The 15,610-nt window shown below is 70.2% G+C and carries 15 protein-coding genes; 4 read left to right on the top strand and 11 right to left on the bottom strand.

The features are described 5' to 3' along the window. Positions 1–45 precede the first annotated feature (45 nt). Positions 46–933, top strand: coding sequence for a hypothetical protein (locus tag ACRQ5B_RS05235; protein ID WP_432397650.1), 888 nt, complete (start codon positions 46–48; stop codon positions 931–933). 31 nt (positions 934–964) lie between these two features. Further along, positions 965–1,750, top strand: coding sequence for an SDR family NAD(P)-dependent oxidoreductase (locus tag ACRQ5B_RS05230; RefSeq protein WP_432397648.1), 786 nt, complete (start codon positions 965–967; stop codon positions 1,748–1,750). Between the two features lie 7 nt (positions 1,751–1,757). Here the strand turns inward: ACRQ5B_RS05230 and ACRQ5B_RS05225 are convergent, their stop codons facing one another. From ACRQ5B_RS05225 to ACRQ5B_RS05215, 3 genes are all read right to left on the bottom strand, one after another. Beyond that, complete coding sequence (locus ACRQ5B_RS05225; RefSeq protein ID WP_432397645.1) at positions 1,758–2,891, bottom strand: FUSC family protein; 1,134 nt, start codon at positions 2,889–2,891, stop codon at positions 1,758–1,760. A gap of 165 nt (positions 2,892–3,056) precedes the next feature. Next, complete coding sequence (locus tag ACRQ5B_RS05220; RefSeq protein ID WP_432397642.1) at positions 3,057–4,640, bottom strand: MFS transporter; 1,584 nt, start codon at positions 4,638–4,640, stop codon at positions 3,057–3,059. A gap of 256 nt (positions 4,641–4,896) precedes the next feature. Then, on the bottom strand, positions 4,897–5,388 hold the full coding sequence (locus ACRQ5B_RS05215; RefSeq protein WP_432397639.1) for a GNAT family N-acetyltransferase: 492 nt from the start codon (positions 5,386–5,388) through the stop codon (positions 4,897–4,899). Between the two features lie 79 nt (positions 5,389–5,467). Between ACRQ5B_RS05215 and ACRQ5B_RS05210 the strand changes: the two genes are divergently transcribed. Continuing rightward, the gene (locus ACRQ5B_RS05210) at positions 5,468–5,725 is read left to right on the top strand and encodes a hypothetical protein (protein ID WP_412884563.1); all 258 of its coding nucleotides are present in this window, start codon (positions 5,468–5,470) and stop codon (positions 5,723–5,725) included. Between the two features lie 36 nt (positions 5,726–5,761). Here the strand turns inward: ACRQ5B_RS05210 and ACRQ5B_RS05205 are convergent, their stop codons facing one another. The 3 genes from ACRQ5B_RS05205 to ligD (ACRQ5B_RS05195) form a co-directional block, all read right to left on the bottom strand. Further along, a complete protein-coding gene (locus ACRQ5B_RS05205; protein ID WP_432397636.1) occupies positions 5,762–7,063 on the bottom strand; it encodes an amidohydrolase in 1,302 nt (433 codons plus the stop codon). Between the two features lie 72 nt (positions 7,064–7,135). Next, a complete protein-coding gene (ligD, locus tag ACRQ5B_RS05200; RefSeq protein WP_432398701.1) occupies positions 7,136–8,803 on the bottom strand; it encodes a non-homologous end-joining DNA ligase in 1,668 nt (555 codons plus the stop codon). Continuing rightward, positions 8,803–9,639, bottom strand: coding sequence for a non-homologous end-joining DNA ligase (ligD, locus tag ACRQ5B_RS05195; protein ID WP_432397633.1), 837 nt, complete (start codon positions 9,637–9,639; stop codon positions 8,803–8,805). The genes ligD (ACRQ5B_RS05200) and ligD (ACRQ5B_RS05195) overlap by 1 nt, the downstream gene beginning before the upstream one ends. A 40-nt stretch (positions 9,640–9,679) precedes the next feature. Between ligD (ACRQ5B_RS05195) and ACRQ5B_RS05190 the strand changes: the two genes are divergently transcribed. Further along, positions 9,680–10,831 (top strand): Ku protein, encoded by a 1,152-nt coding sequence (locus ACRQ5B_RS05190; protein WP_432397631.1) that lies wholly within the window; start codon positions 9,680–9,682, stop codon positions 10,829–10,831. Here the strand turns inward: ACRQ5B_RS05190 and ACRQ5B_RS05185 are convergent. The 5 genes from ACRQ5B_RS05185 to ACRQ5B_RS05165 all read right to left on the bottom strand — a co-directional run bounded on the left by ACRQ5B_RS05185 (position 10,828) and on the right by ACRQ5B_RS05165 (position 15,559). Next, positions 10,828–11,115 carry a DUF7218 family protein gene (locus ACRQ5B_RS05185; protein WP_290256953.1) on the bottom strand — a complete coding sequence of 96 codons (288 nt, stop codon included), beginning with the start codon at positions 11,113–11,115 and terminating at the stop codon, positions 10,828–10,830. The genes ACRQ5B_RS05190 and ACRQ5B_RS05185 overlap by 4 nt on opposite strands. A 258-nt stretch (positions 11,116–11,373) precedes the next feature. After that, positions 11,374–11,652, bottom strand: a complete 279-nt coding sequence (locus tag ACRQ5B_RS05180; RefSeq protein WP_364136038.1) for an HPr family phosphocarrier protein — start codon at positions 11,650–11,652, stop codon at positions 11,374–11,376. 60 nt (positions 11,653–11,712) lie between these two features. After that, the gene (locus ACRQ5B_RS05175; protein WP_432397628.1) at positions 11,713–13,761 is read right to left on the bottom strand and encodes a PTS fructose transporter subunit IIABC; all 2,049 of its coding nucleotides are present in this window, start codon (positions 13,759–13,761) and stop codon (positions 11,713–11,715) included. Positions 13,762–13,763: 2 nt separating this feature from the next. Then, complete coding sequence (locus ACRQ5B_RS05170; protein ID WP_412884568.1) at positions 13,764–14,750, bottom strand: 1-phosphofructokinase family hexose kinase; 987 nt, start codon at positions 14,748–14,750, stop codon at positions 13,764–13,766. Continuing rightward, complete coding sequence (locus ACRQ5B_RS05165) at positions 14,747–15,559, bottom strand: DeoR/GlpR family DNA-binding transcription regulator (protein ID WP_432397624.1); 813 nt, start codon at positions 15,557–15,559, stop codon at positions 14,747–14,749. The genes ACRQ5B_RS05170 and ACRQ5B_RS05165 overlap by 4 nt, the downstream gene beginning before the upstream one ends. Positions 15,560–15,610: the final 51 nt, after the last annotated feature.

Raw genomic sequence — 15,610 nt, 5'->3', positions numbered from 1 at the left:
TTGGGTTATGCAGTTGGCTCATGGACGTGTCTTTTGGAGTATCCCATGAACCACAAACTGCGAGTGCTTGTCCGCGTTGATGCCGATACCGGCCACGTGACCCTGGAGGCCTCGGGTTGCCTCACCCAGGACAGCTACCCCGCACTGCTGCACATCATGCGGCGTTCCAGCCGCCTTGCCGCCGGCGCGGACGTGACCCTTGACCTGTACAGCGCCTCCCACCTCGATCCGGAAATCCTGCTGTCCCTGCGGGAATCCTCGTCTTCCCTGGCGGAGGGTTTTGCGCTGGAACTGCTGGAGCCGGCGGACCTGCCGGTCTGCCTGGCCCACGTGGGACCGGCCGCCGGGGAGCTTGCCGACGACGCCGAGGTCTACGCCTCGATCGATGAACAGCTGGGCGATCCTTACACCACCGCCGATGCGGACGAGGACCCGGTGGACACCGGGGAGCGCATCCAGGGCCTGGAGCTGGCCCAGTACTTCGAGGGGACCCTGGACCCGGCGGTGACCGTGCGGGCGCTCTCCGACGACGCCCTTGGCCAGCTGGCCGATGCCCTGTACCGACACCTCGACACCGCACACCCCTACTTCGGCGCGCTCACCTGGTACGACCTGGCCGCCGAAGAGCTGCAGCACCGGTACCGCCGCGAGGACGGGCTTGCCGGGGCCGGCGCCGCGGAGCTGACCTCCGGTCTGGCCACCAATGTCGCCGCCGGGCTGACCCCCGAGGACATCTCCGCCATGGATCTGGCCGCCGAGGTGCTCGCCGGGGAAGACCTCGACGAGGCCGGCCCCGAGGTCACCGAACGCGCCGCGGCCGAACTGGTCGTCCGAGCCCCGGACCCCTCCCCGCTCCGCTCGGCCGCCGCCGTCGAAGGGGACAACGCCGACGCCTCCGACGGCGAACGCACCGCGGGCCCGTTTTCTGCCTGAGTTCAGGCGGGGCCGGGACTAGGCTTCAGCTATGACAGCAGAGACCCCCGGAGTCACGCCCGCATCCACCGCCCTGGTCACCGGCGCCACCGCCGGGCTCGGGGCCGAGTTCGCCCGCCAGCTGGCCGGGCAGGGCCACCGGCTGGTCCTCGTGGCCCGCGACGCCGGGCGGCTGCACGCCGTGGCCGAGGAGCTGGAGAACAGCTTCGGCGTGAAGGCGGAGGTGCTGCCGGCCGACCTGACTGACGACGCCGGGGTGGCCGCCGTCGTCGCGCGCCTCGCCGATCCCGCCCGGCCGGTGGAGATCCTGGTCAACAACGCCGGCATGGGCCTGCTGCGCTCGTTCGCCGAGAACCCGATCGAGGACGAGAAACGCCACCTCAAGCTCCACGTCGAGACGGCGATGGAACTCTCGCACGCCGCCCTGCAGGGAATGCTTCAGCGGGGCTCCGGCCGGATCATCAACGTGGCCTCCGTCGCCGCGTTCCTGCCGCGGGAGACCTACTCCCCCGCCAAGGCCTGGCTGCTGAGCTTCAGCCGCTGGGCCAACATCGCATATGCCTCGCGAGGCATACAAGTAACCGCCGTCTGCCCCGGCTTCACCCACACCGAATTCCACGACCGGATGGGTATGGACAAGTCCGTGGCCCCGTCCTGGATGTGGCTGAGCGCCGAGCAGGTGGTCCGCGAGGGTCTGGCGGACAACGCCCGAGGCCGCGGGGTGTCCATCCCCAGCCGGCGCTACAAGGCGCTGATCGCGGCGGCGCGGCTGCTGCCAACGAAGCTCGTGGCCGGTCCGCCGCGGCGGGCGAAGTAGCCGGCGGCTAGGCTTCCGGCGGGCCGAGCGGTGGGCTGAGAGGCGCTGGCGGAGGAATCCGTGGCGGCGTCCGTTGCCCCGGGGCCCGGCGGCGGCGGATTAGCAGCACGACGGCGATCCCCACGCAGGCGCCGAGCAGCGTCTCCACCGCCCGTTCGGCCACCAGCAGGTGCGGATCGGCCGGCGAGGAGAGCTGGGTCATCAGCAGGATCACCGGGGTGAAGAACACCATGGCCAGCCCGTAGTGCCGGGCCATGAACAGCTCCGTGCCGAACTGCAGCACGATCACCAGCACCGCGACGGCGGCGGTCTCGCTGCCGGGGAACAACCGCAGCGGGGAGCCCGCCCACGGGAAGAGCACGGCTGCCACCACCAGCAGGCCCAGCAGCGTTCCCACGATCCGGTGCAGGCCTCGGTAGACGCTGCTCGGCAGGTCGGCGCCCGCCAGAGGCACCGCCGCCGCGGCCATCGCCCAGTGCGGGTGGCCGCTGCCGCTGAACACCCCGATGCTGCCAGCCGCCCCGACCGCGGCCAGGTAGCGGGCGGCGTGGATCCAGGCCGCCCGGCGGCGGGCACCGCGCAGCGGCGGCACGGTCCGTCCCGCGCCGCGCACCCAGGTCCGGGTGCGGAGCCAGCCGGCGAAGCCGACCAGGATGGAGAACGCCGCGGACCCGGCGCCGATCAGGATCGCAACCGGTCCCGGAACCGGGGTGGGAATGGACGCGCACGCGCCGAGGGCCAGGAGCCCAAAGAAGGGCCCGTTCGGTTTCAGGTTCACCCGGTCCGCGAAGAGTGAGCCGAGGGCGGCGAGGCCGGACTCCACGGCCACGAGCGCCCAGGAGTGCAGGTGGTTGACCGAGAGCAGCACGCCGACGGCCAGGCCGCCCACCAGGACCAGCGCCGCCTGCAGCTGGTGCCGGAGCCTGAGCTGGTGCGGTTCGGAGCGGCCGTACATGCCGGTCAGGGCGCCAAAGACGGCGTAGACGATCAGGTCCGGCCACCCGGCGGCCAGCAGCGCCAGCGAGGGAACGGCGACGCTGAGCGCCACGCGCACCGCCGAGGCGTGGTCCCGGTTGGCCGGTCCGAGCGAGTGGAGACCCTTGGCATGGCGGAGCAGGGAGGACCGCGGCGTGGACGGCATACGGACCTCCTGGGGTGTTTTGAGGTGGGGAGAGCGGATGGGGGCCGAGGCCGGGGACGGCATCGAAGCGGGCCGGGAGCCGCCAAAGGCCCGCCGTGGCCGCCGCCCCAATGGGGACGGACGGGCCGCGACGGGCCTCGGAGGGCGGGGCGCTGGGCGGGGTGCCTAGGCCGGTGCGCCGACCTTGCCGCCGTCGGAGTCGCCCGCGGCAACCAGGGGCATATCCATGTGCTCCAGGTTGATCAGCGGGTTGTCATCCTGGGTGGCGACCAGTTCCCGAGCCTCGTCCGGGGTGTCCACGCTCGGCATGGAACCGGGCAGCGGCATCTGGGCGGATTCCTTGAGGAAGTAGATGGCGACGGCGCCGATCGCCGAGGTGACCATCAGGTAGTACGCGGGCATCATGTCGTTGCCGGTGGCCGAGATCAGGGCCGCGACGATGAACGGGGTGGTGCCGCCGAAGATCGCCACCGAGAAGTTGTACGCGATGCCCATGGCGCCGTAGCGGCTGGCGGTCGGGAACTGGGCGGGCAGGGCGGAGGCGAGGTTGGCAACGTAGAACGTCACCGGGAACGCTATCAGCGCCAAGCCCGCCAGGGTGGACCAGATCGCGCCGATGCCGATCAGCAGGAATGCCGGGGTGGCCAGGACCACGGTGCTGATGGCGCCGATCCAGAGCACAGGCCGGCGGCCGATCCGGTCGGAGAGCTTGCCGGTCAGCGGGATGCAGAGGCTCATGACCACCAGGACGGGGATCGTCAGCAGGGTGCCGTGCAGCTCGTCGTAACCCTTGGACTCGGTGAGGTAGGTCGGCATGTAAGAGGTAAGGGCGTACCCGGCAGTGTTTGCCGCTGCCACCAGGATCATGGCGGTGATGATCGATCGCCAGTAGGCCTTCACGATGCCCACCGGCCCCTTGGAGGCGGCGTCGTCGGCGGCGGAAGCGTTCTTGGCGAGGTTCTCCTGGGCGTCGAGCGTGGCCTGGAACTGCGGGGACTCCTCGATCTTGCTCCGGAAGTACACGGCAACGGCGCCGAGCGGGCCGGCCACGAGGAACGGGATGCGCCAGCCCCACTGCTCCATGGTGTCCTGGCCGAGGGTCAGCTGCAGGACGGATACCAGCGCGGCACCGAGCGCGAAGCCCAGGTAGCTGCCCATATCCAGGAAGCTGGCGAAGAAGCCGCGGCGCTTGTCCGGGGCGTATTCGCTGACGAAGGTGGTGGCACCGGCGTATTCGCCGCCGGTGGAGAAGCCTTGGATGAGTTTGAGGACCACCAGCAGGACGGCGGCCCAGATGCCGATCTGTGCGTACCCCGGCAGGAGACCGACGGCGAAGGTGCTTGCAGCCATGATCAGCAGGGTGGTGGCCAGGACCTTCTGGCGGCCCACTTTGTCGCCCAGCCAACCGAACACGACGCCGCCCAAGGGGCGGGCGATGAATGTGGCGGCGAAGGTGCCGAGTAGGAACAGGGTCTGGACGGTCTTGTCCGCCTCGGGCAGGAAGACCGGGCCCATGGTGGTGATCAGGTAGCCGAACACGCCGACGTCGTACCATTCCATGGTGTTGCCGACGATGGTTCCGCCGAGGGCCTTCTTCAGCATCGGCTGGTCAACGACGTTGACGTCGGACTCGCGGAGCCGGCGGCGGCGGAGGCGTGGCTTCTTGGCGGCGACGGATGCGCCGAGGTTGGTTCCGGCGGCGTTGGCCACGCCTGCGGAAGAGTCGGTCATGCTTCGGTCTTTGGGCATTTGGGAAGCTCCTGTGGAGGTCATTTGCTTGCGACTTCTAGCTGCCCCGCTCTGGGCAGGCTCTCAATTTTACGGGATTTCCGTAGTGATTCCGATTTTTGTGCCGTAGGATGCCCCTTTTCGGCGGCCGGATGCCCGGCGTGGGCGCGAGGCAGTGATCGCATATTCCGCGTCATCACTGGGAAGTGGGCAGTGAGCTTATTAGTTTGGTAACAATTGGGCCGCGACCGCCCCGAAGTCCCGGATTCCGGGCGTTTTACCGCCGTTCCAGCCTGATTTCGGGGAGCTCGAACCAGTCCTTCGGGAGCAGTTTCCGGGTGCCGTCGGGGATGAAGCCGTGCCGGGCGTAGAAGGCCCGCGCCCGGGGGTTCTCTTCGAGGACCCACAGGTAGGCCGGGCCGGGGCCGACGGCGGCGTGCAGCAGTGCCGCGCCGAGCCCGGAACCGTAGGCGGTCCGCAGCGTGTAGATCGCGTACAGCTCCCGTTGGTCCGGCCGGTCCTCGTCCCGTCCGGGGCCGCCGTGGGCGAACCCGACGATCCGGCCGTCGTCGTCGAGGGCGATCACCGGCGCGGACGGGCCCGCCAGGGAGGGCCGCCGGCTTTCCGTCCGCTCCGGCAAGGAGGCGCGGCGGGCGGCGAAGAACTCCGCCGGGAGGACGTGGGAGTAGCACTCCTCGTGGGCCAGCGTGTGCATCTCGACCAGGGCTTCGGCGTCAGCGGGCGTTGCCTGCCGCAGGTGGTATTCCATGCCCCCAGCCTAGAGACATGGCGACGGCGGCAGTCCTACCATGGTGGGACGCTTCATTTCATCGCGGAAAGGAAGAGTCATGGCGGATCATCACTCGAAAGAGCAGCTTGAGCCGGAGGTCGCCCAACACCTCACCGAGTCCATGGACAAGGTCCCCGGCCCGGAGATCAAGCGGCCCGCCCCGCCGTCGCCGGCGGACGGCCACCCGTGGCCGGACGGCAGCGGCAAGCACCACCACCCCAGGGACCGCGACGCCGTCCACGCACAGCAGGGCCAGCAGGTTGCCGACGCCGCAATGCACCGCCAAAGCCGGCCGCAAATTCCGCACCACGACTAGGCCGGGTTTTCGTTTGCGGCCGCCGCAGGGCCGTCCCTAATCCCTGGCGAGCCAGGCCATGGCTGCGACGACGGCCGCCGTTGTTCCCGTGCGCAGGGTGGGGTCAATGACGGGGGCAAAGTGCGGGGAGTGGTTGGCCGGGATGTCCTGCGTGACAGTCCCGGCAGACTCTGCCGCCGCGTAGGCTTCCGGATCGCTGCCGCCCAGGCCCCAGTAGGTGTAGGGCGTTCCCAGGGCGTCGGGAATCTCGCTGAAGTCCTCGCTGGCCGATTGCCGGTCCAGGCCTGCCGCCTGCGCGCCGAAGTGCCGGCGGAAGGCGGCGCTGACCCTCGCAGTGGCCCCGGCGTCGTTGTCGGTGAGTGGGTAGTGGTCGTAGAACTCGAACTCCGGCTCCTTCGGGCACCCGGCGGCCAGGCACTCGCCGGTCACGATCCGCCGGACCGCGGCGGTGATCTGCTCCCGGGTGGCCGGGTTGAAGGTGCGGATGTTCAGTTCCAGCTCCGCCCGGTCGGAGATGATGTTGCTCTTGGCTCCCGCGCTGAGGCGGCCGATGGTCAGGACGGCGAACTCTCCGGGTGCAACCTCGCGGGAGACGACCGTCTGCAGCCGCAGGGCAATCGAGGCCGCGAGAACCACCGGGTCCACGGCGAGCTGGGGCATGGAACCGTGGCTGCCCCGCCCGTGGAGGGTGATTTTGACGCTGTCCGCGCTGGAGAGAACCGCGCCCGGTCGGGTTCGCACCTGGCCGGCGGGGAACGCCAGGACATGCTGGGCCAGGGCCACGTCCGGCCGTGGAATCAGGTCCGCCAGGCCGGCATCGACCATCCGCCGCGCCCCGTCCGCCACCTCCTCCGCGGGCTGGAACAGGGCGATGTAGGTGCCGGCCCAGGAGGCTTTGCCTTCCGCCATCAGGCGGGCGGCGCCGAGCAGGCAGGCGACGTGCACGTCGTGGCCGCAGGCGTGGGCCACCGGTACGGTGCCGCCGTGGCCGTCCGCGGCGGTGTCGGTGCTGGCATAGGGCAGCCCGGTGTCCTCGGCAATGGGGAGGGCGTCCATGTCGGCGCGCATCAGCACGGTGGGCCCCTCGCCGTTCCTCAGGATGCCGACGACCCCGGTGGTGCCGATGTTCTCGTGCACCTCGTAGCCGAAGTCCCGCAGCAGGCCGGCCGCCAGGGATGCCGTCCGGGTCTCCTGATGGCCCAGTTCGGGGTGCCGGTGCAGGTCTTTGTACAGTTCCCCCTGCCATGCCGCGATTCCCGCAGCGCCGGCGCGGCTTCCGGCTCCGGGGGCCGCGGCCTCCGGGGCTTCCTGATGGTCGTCGCGCCTGGTCTCGCTCATGGTCCGGTCCCTTCTTCGCTGGAATGGCTCATCGCTGGAAAAGCTCAGGTTTGGAATGCTGCGGGCCCGCCGTCAGACGGATTCGACGACGACGTCGGCTGGGTTTTTGTCCAGCCGCCAGCCGCGCCAGACGGGGTGGCGGAGCTTTCCGGTGCCCGTCCACTCGCCGAACGTCACCTCGCCCACGAGCTTGGCCGAGACCCAGTGCGCGTCGGCGGCGTCCGCGGCGGGCACCTCGTCGAAGGGTGGCGTCTTGCGCGGGATCGCGTCAAGGGTCCGGCGCATCTCGGCGAGCTCGCGGGTGCTGAAGCCGCTTCCCACGCGGCCGACGTAGCGGAGCCCCGAACCGTCGGGGATGCCCACCAGGAGGGAGCCGACGGTGTCGCTCCGGCCGCCGTTGCCCGGCCGCCAGCCGCCCACCACCACCTCCTGGGTCCGCTCAAATTTCAGCTTCAGCCAGGACCGGCTGCGCTGGCCCACGTAGCGGCCGCCCGTGCGCTTGGCCATGATGCCCTCGAGGCCCAGTTCCTGCGCGCTCTCGAGCAGATGGCCGACGTCGGCGTCGATCACCTCGGAGAGCTGCACCGGGCAGTCGCCCCGGGGCGCGGCCGCGAAGAAGGCATCCAGTCGTTTCCGCCGGGATGTCAGCGGGCGGCGGCGCAGGTCCTCTCCGCCGTCGGTGAGCAGGTCGAACAGCATCAGCCGCACCGGGGTTGCGGCCCGCGCCTTGGCCACGTCGCCGGCCTTGGTCAGCTTCATCCGGCCCTGCAGCAGCCCGAAGTCGGGTCGCCCGGACGGGCCGACGGCGATGATCTCGCCGTCGGCGGCGAAGTCCTGCGGCGGCCAGCAGGACCGGTCCGTCAGCTCCGGGTAGCTGGCGGACATGTCGATCCCGTTGCGGCTGATCAAACGGATCCGCTGCGCATCCCCGAGCACCAGGGCCCGGATGCCGTCCCATTTGAGCTCGAACTGCCAGTCATTGTCGGTCAGGTCCGCTCGCGTTCCCGGGCTGGCCAGCATGGGGGAGAGCTGCGCCGGGTCCGGGGCGGCGGCGGCCTCCGCCGTGCCGCCGTCGTTTTCGTCGTCTTCGCCCGGCCCGCCGCCGTCCGACCCGGTGCCGTCGTCGTCATTCGGATCCTCGGGGGATTCCTTCGCCTCGTCCATCAGGTGGATCAGCCACTGGTCCTTGGCCTGGCCGGTGTGGATGAGGGCGAAGCGCCGGGGACTCCCCAGCCCGCCGCCGTCCTGTCCGGTGAGCGTGGCGATGACCTCCTTGCCGGCGATCCACTTCTCGCACTCATAGGTGCCGCGGTCCCAGATGCTGACGGTTCCGGCTCCGTACTGGCCCTTGGGGATGGTCCCCTCGAAGTCCGCGTAATCCATCGGGTGGTCCTCTGTCTGCACCGCCAGGTGGTTCTTGGCCTTGGACACGGGCACCCCCTTGGGCAGCGCCCAGGAGACCAGCACGCCGTCGCGCTCCAGCCGGAAGTCGTAGTGCAGCCGGCTGGCGTGGTGTTCCTGGATGACGAAGCTCTCGCGGCGGGTTTCTTCCGCGGCACGGGTGCGGTGCCGCTCGGCGGTGAACGGTTCCGGGGTGGCGGAGGCGTCGCGCTTGGTCCGGTACTTCTCCAGGCGCGGGTCGGTATCCCCGCCGTCGCCCGGGGCAGCGGCACCGGCGCCGCCGTCGTGCCTTCCGGAAATCACGGCGAACGGGTCCTTGCCGGCGGCCACCCGCTTCATCACCTCGCGGTAGTCCAGCTGGTGCAGGGTCGGGGCCGCGAGCTCCCGCCAGGTGCGGGGGCGGCGACGGTGGGCCGGAGCCGGCCGCGCAGCGAGTACGGGACGATCGTGGTCTTGGCCGCGTTGTTCTGGCTCCAGTCGACCAGGACCTTGCCGGTGCGGAGGGTCTTCTTCATGTCGCTCACGGCCAGGTCAGGGTGGTCCGCCTCGAGGGCCCGGGCCAGTTCGTGGGCGAAATCGGCGATCTGGTCCGAGCTCTGCGTGCCGTCGAGGGCGGCGTAGAGGTGGATGCCCTTGCTGCCGCTGGTCACGGGAACGGGGTCCAGGCCCACGTCCCGGAGGATGGCCCGGGCCAGGGTGGCCACTTCCACGCATTCGGCCAGGCCCGCGCCCTCGCCCGGGTCCAGGTCGAGGACCAGGCGGTCCGGGGGCAGCGGATCGCCGCCGGAATCCACCCGCCATTGCGGCACGTGGATCTCGAGGGCGGCGATCTGGGCCAGCCAGGTGAGGGTGGCCGGATCGTTGACCAGGGGGTACTGGACGGTGCGGTCCTTGTGGGTAATGGACGCCCGCGGCACCCAGCCGGGGGTGGAATGGTCCAGGTTCTTCTGGAAGAACATCTCCCCGGGCGCTTCCGCGGTGCCCACGCCGTGCACCCAGCGTTTGCGGGTGGCCGGGCGGTCCGCGGCGGCCGGTATCAGGACGGGTGCGACGGCGGCGTAGTACGCCAGCACGTCGGCCTTGGTGGTGCCGGTCTCCGGGTACATCACCTTGTCCAGATTGGTCAGCACCAGCTCCCGGCCGTCCACCCGGACCCGTTCCTTGCCCTCAGCCACGGGGCTTCACCTCCGCGGCGGTCTGGTGTTCACTTGAGCCATGAGAGCCATCTGGAAAGGCGCGATAGCGTTCGGCCTGGTCAACGTCCCCGTCAAGGTCTACAGCGCCACCGAGGATCACGACATCAGCCTGCACCAGGTGCACAACGCCGACGGCGGGAGGATCCGCTACCAGCGCCGCTGCGAGGTGTGCAGCAAGGTCATCGACTATGAGGACATCGACAAAGCCTACGAGGATGACGGCCGGACGGTGATCCTCAGCCGCGAGGAGCTGAAGTCCATTCCGGCGGAGAACAGCCACGAGATCGAGGTGGTGCAGTTCGTCCCCGCTGACCAGCTCGACCCGATGATGTTCGAGAAGAGCTACTACCTGGAGCCGGACGCCAAGTCGCCGAAAGCGTACATGCTGCTGCGCCGGGCGCTCGAGGACACGGACCGGGTGGCGGTGGTCCAGTTCGCGCTCCGGGAGAAGACCCGTCTGGGCGCCCTGCGGATCCGCGGCGACGTGCTGGTGCTGCAGGGCCTGCTCTGGGCCGACGAGGTACGCGAGGCCAATTTCCCGGCCTTGGAAACCAAAGTCCGGATCTCCGCCCAGGAGCGGGAGATGTCCGCTGCCCTGGTCGATTCGATGGCGGCCGACTTCGATCCGGCGCAGTTCACCGACGACTACCAGCTCCAGCTGCGGCAGCTGATCGACGCCAAGATCGAGCAGGGCGACTCGCTGGACACGGAGGAGACCTTCGGCGCTCCCGCGGCGGAGGCGGGCACCGGCGAGGTGATCGACCTGATGGACGCCCTGAAGCGGAGCATCGAACGCAAGCGCGGCGGCGGGTCCGACGGCGGAGCCTCCGAGGGCTCGTCCGGCGGATCCGCAAGGGTGCCGCCACGTCGGGCACGACGAAGACTGCTGCCGTCAAGACGGGCACCGCAAAGACCGGCACTGCCAAAGCCAGCGCCGCCAAGACCGGCACCGCCAAGCCCGCGGCCGCGAAGACAGGCACCGCGAAGTCGGCCGCCGGCACGTCCGCCGGAACCAAATCTGCCGGGACCAGAACTGCCAGTACCAAGACTGCCGCCACGAAGACTTCCGCCGCTAAGACCAGCGCCGCCAAGTCCGGGACAGCGAAGACGGCGGCGCGGAAGGGCGCCTGAGCCGGGGGAGGCCGCCCGGGGCAGCGCCGACACCGCCTAGGAGTTCCGCAGAGCGGAGATGAGCTCGCTCTTTTTCTTGGCCGAATACCCGGTGAGGCCGATTTCCTTGGCGCGCTTCTTCAGTTCCGGGACCGTCCAGTCCTCATAGTCGCCGGAATGGCCGCCCTTGCTGCCGACGCTGGAGCGCCCGCGCTTGGCCGCGGCGTTGGAGATCCGGGCCGCCTTCTGCTTGGAGGCACCGTCCTCGAGAAGCGCCTCATACATCTCGGGATCCTTAATGCTGGGGCTCTCGGAGCCCTGCGGTGCGCCCTTCTTGGTCGGCATGCCCACCCCTCCTGATCGGTCCTAACCGTTGTGAATTCTCGGCGCCGGAGCCGGCCGGCCTCCTGCGCCCTTTCTGCCCACGCTAACCACGGGCGGAAGCGAACACAAGCATTTCGTCAGCATGCTGACGAACCGGGTCAAAAGCCCCGCGGGCGTCGCCAGGCGCCCCATGGCCCCTGGCGAGCAGGCCGCCTTAAAGCGGAAGGCCGCCGACCCGTCCCGCGAGGGGAGGGGGCGGCGGCCTTCCGGCGTCGGTGACTACTCGGCGTCGTGGTCGGTTTCGAGGATCTGGACCAGGCGGTCGAGGGCGGCGTCGGCGCCGTCGCCCTCGGCACGCAACACCACAACCTCGCCGTGCGAGGCGCCCAGGCTCATCAGCGAGAGGATGCTGGCGGCATCCATGGCCTCGTCCGCGGGTTCGCCGAGCCGGGCGATGGTGATCTCCAGATCGAACTCGCCTGCTGCCTCGGCAAAGATGGCGGCCGGGCGGGCGTGCAGGCCAACGCGGCTGGCGATGGTGGCGTTACGTTCGGTCATTGTTGCTCCTAGAATTTCAGCTTCGGATGATCAGCGATGAAGGGTCTGTGGTGGACCGGCTCAGACGGTGACGGGGACCGGTTCCACCGTATCAACGGTCTTCTTGACTGCCCAGCGCTTGAGGGCGATCACCGACAGGGCGGTGATCACGGTGCCGACGGCGATCGAGACGACAAACATCAGGAAGTTGTCGATGGCGAAGAAGACGAACAGTCCGCCGTGCGGGGCCTTGGATCCGACGCCGGCCGCCATCGAGATGGCACCGGTGACCGCGCCGCCGAGCATGCTGGCGGGGATGACGCGCAGCGGGTCGGCAGCGGCGAACGGGATAGCGCCTTCAGAGATGAACGAGGCACCCAGCAGCCAGGCGGCCTTGCCGTTTTCCTGCTCGGCCAGGCTGAAGAGCTTCTTGTTCAGGACGGTCGAGGCCAGGGCCATGGCCAGCGGCGGAACCATGCCGGAGGCCATCACGGCAGCCATGATCTGCCACGGTGCCTGGTTGTCGATCGAGGCGGCGCCGAGGCCGGCGACGGCGAAGGAGTAGGCAACCTTGTTGACCGGGCCACCGAGGTCGAAGCACATCATCAGGCCGAGGATCACGCCGAGGGCGATCGCGCCGGCACCGGTCAGGCCGGAGAGCCAGGAGTTCAGGCCGTTGGTGATGGCCACGATCGGGCCGCCGAGGATGACGAACATCAGGCCGGACGCCACCAGCGAGGCCAGCAGCGGGATGATAACCACGGGCATCAGGCCGCGCAGCCAGCGGGCCACCTGCAGGCGGCCGATCACGAGGGCGATGTAGCCGGCCAGCAGGCCGCCGACGATGCCGCCCAGGAAGCCGGCACCCATGAAGCCTGCGACGGCACCGGCGACGAAGCCGGGGGCGATGCCCGGACGGTCGGCGATCGCGTAGGCGATGTAACCGGCCAGCGCCGGGACCAGGAAGCCCAGCGAGAGGGCGCCGATCTTGAACAGCACGGCGCCGAGGTAGGCGCCCAGCGGGCCCCAGGCGTTGTCCGGGTACTGGGTGGGCAGGTTGAAGAGGGAGTTCTGCAGGACGATGTTGTCCGCGAACTTGGTGATCAGGTAGCCGCCCATGAGGAAGCCGAGGGCGATCAGCAGGCCGCCGCCGGCGACGAACGGAATCATGTAGCTGACGCCGGTGAGCAGGGCCTTCTTCAGCTTCTGCCCGACGTGCTCGCCGCGCTCCTCCGCCTCGTGTTCGGCCTGTTCCTCCGCGCCGAAGTGCGGGACGCGGCGGGCGTGCGGGTTGTCAGCGGCCGCGAGGGCCTCCTGGACCATCTTCTCCGGCTCGTCGATGCCGCGCTTGACCGGGGCGTTGATGACGGGCTTGCCGGCGAAGCGCTCCTTGCCGCGGACGTCGACGTCGACCGCGAAGATCACGGCGTCGGCGGCGGCGATCACGGCCGGGTCCAGGGCCTTGGCGCCCGAGGAACCCTGCGTCTCGACCTGCAGGTCGACGCCGACCTCCTTGGCCGCGGCCACGAGGGAGTCGGCGGCCATGTAGGTGTGGGCGATGCCGGTGGGGCAGGCGGTGACGGCGACGAGGCGCTTGGTCCGCGGAGCACCGGCGGCACCGGCCGCAGCGGCGCCGGTGGCTGCGGGTACGGCTGGCGTTGCGGCGTGGGCGGCCGGCTTGTCGGCCAGGGCACCCTCGACCAGTTCCACGACCTCGGCTTGGCTGGACGCGGCGCGGAGGGCGGCGGTGAAGTCCTTTTTGATCAGGGACCGGGCGAGCTTGGAGAGCAGCTTCAGGTGTTCCTGGTCAGCGCCTTCCGGGGCGGCGATGAAGAAGATCAGGTCCGCGGGGCCGTCCTTGGCGCCGAAGTCGACCGGGTTGGAGAGGCGGGCCATGGCCAGCGTGGCCTCCGTGACCGCCGTCGAGCGGCAGTGCGGGATGGCGATGCCGCCGGGCACGCCGGTGGCGGTCTTGGACTCGCGGGCGAAGGCGTCGGCGAAGAGGCCCTCGACCTCGGTGGCGCGTCCGTTGGCCGCAACCTTGCCTGCCAGGTGCCGGATCACGTCCTCGGGTGAAGTGCCGAGATTCTGGTCGAGCTCGACCAGTTCGGGAGTGATGAGCTGGGTCACTGTCAATCCTTTGTCAGGGCCGTGATGGTTACGGCATCGGGGGTGGTTTCGTGCACTGCCGGGACTCGGGAGCCGGGCAGGGAGGCGGCGGCGGCACCATGGGCCACCGCCTGACGAAGGCAATCAGCCGGGGCGGCGCCCTGGCTTGCGGCGAGCAGGTAGCCGGCCAGCGAGGAATCGCCGGCGCCCACCGTGCTGACCGCGGTGACCGGCGGGTGCGTGGCGAGCCACGCGCCGTCGGCCGTCACAAGGACCGCACCCTTGGAACCGAGGGTGGCGAGGACGGCGCCCACTCCGGAGCGGACGACGGCGGCGGCTGCCGTAGCGGCTGCCTCCGGATCGGCCTCGAGCTCCTCGGCGGACTTGTCCGTGGCGAAGCCGGCTGCGGCAGCCAGTTCCGCCAGTTCCTCGGCGTTGGGCTTGAGCAGGTCCGGCATGCCGAGGGGGTCGCCGGAGACCGCTGCGGCGAGGGGTTCGCCGGAGGAGTCGACGGCGATGAGGGGTGCCTCGGAGCCGTCGTGGGTGGAGCGCAGCCGCCGGGTGACGGTGGCGTAGAAATCGGCCGGGACTCCGGGCGGGAGCGAGCCGGCCAGGACCACCCAGCTGGCGCCGCGGGCGGAGTCCAGCAGCAGCCCGATCAGGGCCTCCTGCTGTTCGGCGCTCAGGACCGGGCCGGGTTCGTTGATCTTGGTGGTGACGCCGCCGGGTTCGGTGAGGGCCACGTTGCTGCGCAGCGGCTCCCCGATCGGCAGGGCGGCGAAAGGTACCTCGGTGTCCCGGAGCCCGGCCAGGACCGGGTCGGCCTCCGCGCCCGGGAGCACGGCGAGGGTCTTCAACCCGGAGGCCACGAGGGCCCGGGAGACGTTGACGCCCTTGCCGCCGGATTCCTGCCGTACGGAGAGGGCGCGCTGGACTTCGCCGCGCTGCAGGGGACCCGGGAGGGCGACGGTACGGTCCAGGCTGGGGTTGGCGGTGAGGGTGACGATCATGCGACCACCACCTCCACTCCGGCGTCCGAGAGTGCGGCCGCGAGGGCCGGACTGGGGTTCGAGTTGGTGATCACGGTGTCCAGATCTTTCAGGGAGGCGAACTGGACCAGCGTTTCCGCGTCCAGCTTGGAGGAGTCGGCCAGCACCACGATGCGGCGTGCCGAGCGGACGAAGGCGGCCTTGACGGCTGCTTCTTCAGGATCGGGAGTGCTCAGCCCGAAGGCCGCGGAGATGCCATTGGTGCCGATGAAGGCGATGTCCGGGCGGATCCGGCCGGCGGCCTCCACGGTGGACTGGCCGACGGCGGCCTGGGTCAGGCCGCGGACCTTGCCGCCGAGCAGGTGGAGGGCGATGCCGGTCTCGCCGGAGAGCCTGGCCGCGATGGGCAGGGCGTGGGTGATGACGACGAGTTCGGCGTCGGTCCCCGCCGTGCCGGTTCCGGTGGTGCCTGCCGCCGAGCGGGCGGCCAGCATGCCGGCCAGGGCCTCGGTGGTGGATCCGGCGTCGATCAGGATGCTGCCGGAACGGTCCTCGGGGATCAGGGCCAGGGCCGCCGCGGCGATCCGGGTCTTCTCCGAGGGGCGCTGGACCGTGCGTTCGAGGATGCTCTCTTCGGTGGTGCTGATCCGTTCGGGGGAGACGGCGCCGCCGTGGACCCGGCGGACGCTGCCGGCGGCCTCGAGGGCGGCCAGGTCGCGGCGCACGGTTTCGGTGGTGATGCTGAAACGCTCGGCGAGGTCCGTCACGCTGGCCCGGCCGCTGGCGGCCACGAGCTCAACGATCAGTTGCTGGCGTTCCTCGGCGAACACTTGCCCTCCATTGCGGCGTTGACGTGGCTGCGGTTTCTGCTGGTCCCGACT

The organism is Pseudarthrobacter sp. L19 (assembly GCF_050859435.1).
Taxonomy (GTDB): domain Bacteria; phylum Actinomycetota; class Actinomycetes; order Actinomycetales; family Micrococcaceae; genus Arthrobacter.
This window is presented reverse-complemented; position numbering and strand designations above follow the sequence as displayed.

Coding starts and splice junctions, on each gene's coding strand:
- ACRQ5B_RS05220 (WP_432397642.1), bottom strand. CDS start 4,640: ATGCCCAAAGACCGAAGCATGACCGACTCTTCCGCAGGCGTGGCCAAC.
- ACRQ5B_RS05190 (WP_432397631.1), top strand. CDS start 9,680: ATGAGAGCCATCTGGAAAGGCGCGATAGCGTTCGGCCTGGTCAACGTC.
- ACRQ5B_RS05170 (WP_412884568.1), bottom strand. CDS start 14,750: ATGATCGTCACCCTCACCGCCAACCCCAGCCTGGACCGTACCGTCGCC.
- ligD (WP_432398701.1), bottom strand. CDS start 8,803: ATGAAGCGGGTGGCCGCCGGCAAGGACCCGTTCGCCGTGATTTCCGGA.
- ACRQ5B_RS05205 (WP_432397636.1), bottom strand. CDS start 7,063: ATGAGCGAGACCAGGCGCGACGACCATCAGGAAGCCCCGGAGGCCGCG.
- ACRQ5B_RS05180 (WP_364136038.1), bottom strand. CDS start 11,652: ATGACCGAACGTAACGCCACCATCGCCAGCCGCGTTGGCCTGCACGCC.
- ACRQ5B_RS05225 (WP_432397645.1), bottom strand. CDS start 2,891: ATGCCGTCCACGCCGCGGTCCTCCCTGCTCCGCCATGCCAAGGGTCTC.
- ACRQ5B_RS05215 (WP_432397639.1), bottom strand. CDS start 5,388: ATGGAATACCACCTGCGGCAGGCAACGCCCGCTGACGCCGAAGCCCTG.
- ACRQ5B_RS05230 (WP_432397648.1), top strand. CDS start 965: ATGACAGCAGAGACCCCCGGAGTCACGCCCGCATCCACCGCCCTGGTC.
- ACRQ5B_RS05210 (WP_412884563.1), top strand. CDS start 5,468: ATGGCGGATCATCACTCGAAAGAGCAGCTTGAGCCGGAGGTCGCCCAA.
- ACRQ5B_RS05235 (WP_432397650.1), top strand. CDS start 46: ATGAACCACAAACTGCGAGTGCTTGTCCGCGTTGATGCCGATACCGGC.
- ACRQ5B_RS05185 (WP_290256953.1), bottom strand. CDS start 11,115: ATGCCGACCAAGAAGGGCGCACCGCAGGGCTCCGAGAGCCCCAGCATT.